Genomic DNA, 3,485 nt, shown 5'->3' on the forward strand with positions numbered 1-3,485 from the left:
AGGTTACGATGATGCCGGGACGAACGATCGGTAGCGTGATCCGCAACATAATCGTGTACCATCGAGCGCCGTCGACCCGGGCAGCCTCCTCCAGTTCCACCGGCACCTCGTCGATGAAACTCTTCATCAACCAGACGGAAAACGGGATCGTCAGCGTCTGCAGGACGAGGACCATCGAGAAGTAGGAACCCTGGAGACCGATGCGCGTGATGAGGATGAAATAAGGGATCAGAAACGCGACTGGCGGGGCCATCAGCAAGCCGAGGTACCACAACATGATGTTTTTCTTGCCGCGTAGCTTGAAGCGGGACAACGCGTAGGCAGCAGGAACGGAAAAGGGCAGATTGAGCAACACGGCGCCGATTGCTACGATCAGGCTGTTGACCAGTTGCGGTGCGTTGGTGCCGGGATCGACGAGGATGTGCCGGAATGCGACGAGATTGGGCTCGAAGGTAATTTGCGGCGGCATGGTGAAGGCCGTCTCGGCCGGGCGAACGGCCAGAGCGATAAACCATAGGATCGGCCCAACGAAGATTGCCAGGAAGAGGAGGCCKGCGGTGTAGGTGAGTGCCGTGTTGAAGCTTGTGCGACGACGGGACATTTTACCACTCCTCGTTTCTGAACGCGAAGAAGACGTAGAGGGCAACGATGACATTGACGATCAGCACTGTGATCCAGGTCATTGCGCTGACAAGGCCAATGTTGAAGTTGACGAGGCCCTGCTCGTAGAGCGAGTATCCAAGGGTGCGCGTCGAGGTGCCCGGTCCGCCGCGGGTGAGCACAAGCACCGTGTCGAAGGTGTTGAATATCTGCATGAAGCGAAGCATGACGATGATGATCGCGGTGCGCTTGATCAGCGGCAGCTTGATACGCATCAGGATCGTCCACGCGGAAGCCCGATCCAGTCGCGCGGCTTCCAAGATTTCGTCAGGAACGGCTAAGAGGCTTGCGTAGAGGACGATTGCAAAGAACGGCGTCCATTGCCAGATGTCGACGAAGAGGATTGCCGTAAGTGCGGTCGAAGGCGAGCCAAGAATTCCCTCTGCCGGCACGGGTAGCCAAAGCGACTGCAACACCCAGCTCAACAGTCCACCGCCGGGATCATAGAGATAGCGGAACAAAAATCCGACGACGATAGGGGCAATCGTGGTGGGGAGGATCAGCAGGGCACGCACGACGTTCATGCCAGGCAGTGCCTTGAGCAGGATGAGGGCGATCGCCAGGCCAAACGTGAACTCAAGTGTCGTGCCAAGGATCGACAGGATCAATGTGTTGGTGAGTGCGGCGCGAAAGTCAAAGGCGTTAAAGGCCTGCACATAATTCTCGAAGCCAACGAACTGGAGCGGCTCCGGGCCGATTTGCAGGTTCCAGAAGTAGAAGCTCGATCGTAGGGCAAACAGCAAGGGGTAGGCGATCAGAGCGAGCAGCATCACGACCGAAGGCGCGATCAGCAAGTATGGCAGGTTTCGTCGGATAAAGCTCTTCCGGGCGGGCCTGAAGGCTCGCGGTGAGCGAACAGTTGTCGTGTGCATTGGCAGATCCAGTTCTTCTTCAAGTAGCTGCCGGCGCGATCGCTGTCGCGCCGGCCCGAGGAGAACTCTATTACCTCTTGGCGATCAGGGCTTTGGCCCTGTCAAGAGTGTCTGCGTAGCTGGCTTTTTGATAAGGGATCATGAGATTACCCTTCAGGATGCTCTCGAACAGGCTGTTGGCACGTTCAAGGCCGGTCTTCGGCTCTTCGCTACCGGTCAAAAGCTGGTTCAATGTGAGGCCCAGCACGCTTTCAATGGCCGTGTAACCAGGTACAGGCGGGCGTGTGACCTTGCCGTTGCCCTGCTTCATCATCGCATACTGCACATCGAGGTACGGATAGAGCGCTTTGACTTCCTCGTCTTCGTAGAGTGAAACGCGCGCAAAGTCGGAGAATTGGTAGTTAAGGTCCGGCCAAAGAGCCATTTTCTTCTGCGTGGTTTTCGAGGTCGCCCATTTGATGAAGGCGTAGCCTGCTTCTTGCCTTTCGGAACTGGATGGGATGCCAAGGCTCCATCCGCCGAGACTGACCGTCTGAGGCACGCCCTCAGCCTTTGGCAAGGCCGCCGTCGCGTACTTGTCCATCACGTCCGACTTCTTGCCGGTCATGTAGCCCGAGTTTTTGATCAGGTAGAAGTACGGCGTCCACCAGTAGAACATCCCGATGTCACCTTTTGCAAAACGGGTGCCGGCGTCGAACCAGACATAGTTGATCGCTTCAGGCGGAGACAGCTTGTAGAGCTGCCTATAGACTTCAACAGATTTGACCCAGGCGGGGCTTGTCAGCTGCGGAGAGAAATCCCACAAGTCGGCAGGGAATGATTTGAACCAGTTCGCACCGTGGCTTGCCGACACCTGCGTAAACATGTGGACGATCGGCGACGGTTGAGAGCCGCAGACCACCGTGGGAAACAACGGTTTGCCGCCAAATGACTTKCCTTCCATCGACTTCAGTGTGTCGACATATTTCGTCCAGGTCCAGTCTTCCGAGGTCTTGGTCGGCGGCGCTGCGATGCCGAGTTCGTCAAACACGTCCTTGCGGTACATGACGCCCTGTGCATAAGCGGCGATCGGCAATGTGCCGATCTGGCCGCGCCACATATTCGAGGAGTAAAGGACCTCCGGGATGAAATCGGAGAGATCGAATTCACTGTCCTTGGCAATAAAATCGTTCAGCGAGATGATCCATCCATTGTCGATGTACTGCCCGAGCCACATCTGATCGACAACAATGACGTCGGCGTCTGAGGTTTTGGCGACAAAGGCAGACACGAGGCGCGATTGAAGGGCGTCATAGGAGAGACTCTCCAGTTCGACCTTGATGCCGGTTTCTTTCTCGTATTCCGGCACCAGCGCCTTCATCGAGAAAAAGAATGGGTCTTCAACGGACAGGACGCGAACCGTGTTCGCATCCTGCGCGGCCCCGCGCCGTGGAATGGCCAGTGATCCCGCGCCAGCCACAAGAGCTGCGACGGAAGCGCTTTTCAGCAGGTCACGTCGCGACATATTTCCGATATCGATTGTCATAAACAGCCTCCTCAGTTGCTTCGTATCCCAACCTCGGCCCCTTCAGCGGAGCCACCGGGCTTCCGCTTGTCGATCTGAGATTGCTACCCCTAATTTGCTTTTTGTAAGCAGTTAGTTTGTACCTCGCACAAACTTATGTTAGTGTCAACAAGTTGTCGCCAAAATTTTCGCCGAACCGCCCTTGTCATCGACATCCTGCTTGCATCACCGGAAGGGACCTTTGCTGTATGGCCGTTCGATAATGTACGGGCTAAAAGGATCCGGTAGATTGGAGAAGAGAAGTGAAGTTTGAGAGCCAGCCGTCCTATTCGTTGGGCCAGCGCACCCCTGCCACCAGAGAAGTCGCCGCCGGCGAGAACAGCGGCAACGTGACGCTTGTCTCCCAATCGGCACTCGGCGCCATAAACCGCGGTCGCGTACTTCAAGCT

The 3,485-nt window shown here is 56.4% G+C and carries 3 protein-coding genes and 1 pseudogene; 1 reads left to right on the forward strand and 3 read right to left on the reverse strand.

Annotation, left to right across the window (positions count from 1 at the left end; translation table 11 throughout):
- The 3 genes from AC1D1Z_RS35375 to AC1D1Z_RS35385 form a co-directional block, all read right to left on the reverse strand.
- On the reverse strand, nt 1-601 hold a 601-nt coding region (locus AC1D1Z_RS35375), incomplete at its 3' end, for a carbohydrate ABC transporter permease (protein ID WP_477853438.1).
- A 1-nt stretch (nt 602) separates the two neighbouring features.
- Nucleotides 603-1,532, reverse strand: coding sequence for a carbohydrate ABC transporter permease (locus AC1D1Z_RS35380; RefSeq protein ID WP_063473372.1), 930 nt, complete (start codon nt 1,530-1,532; stop codon nt 603-605).
- Nucleotides 1,533-1,602: 70 nt separating this feature from the next.
- The gene (locus AC1D1Z_RS35385; protein WP_130806902.1) at nt 1,603-3,057 is read right to left on the reverse strand and encodes an ABC transporter substrate-binding protein; all 1,455 of its coding nucleotides are present in this window, start codon (nt 3,055-3,057) and stop codon (nt 1,603-1,605) included.
- A 281-nt stretch (nt 3,058-3,338) separates the two neighbouring features.
- Between AC1D1Z_RS35385 and AC1D1Z_RS35390 the strand changes: the two are divergent.
- Nucleotides 3,339-3,485, forward strand: a pseudogene (locus tag AC1D1Z_RS35390) (sugar kinase); the annotation flags it as partial.

This window comes from Rhizobium sp. P1_E1, assembly GCF_056406015.1.

Bases quoted from the DNA above. Each gene is read 5' to 3' on its own strand.
- AC1D1Z_RS35380 (WP_063473372.1), bottom strand. From the start codon at position 1,532: ATGCACACGACAACTGTTCGCTCACCGCGAGCCTTCAGGCCCGCCCGG.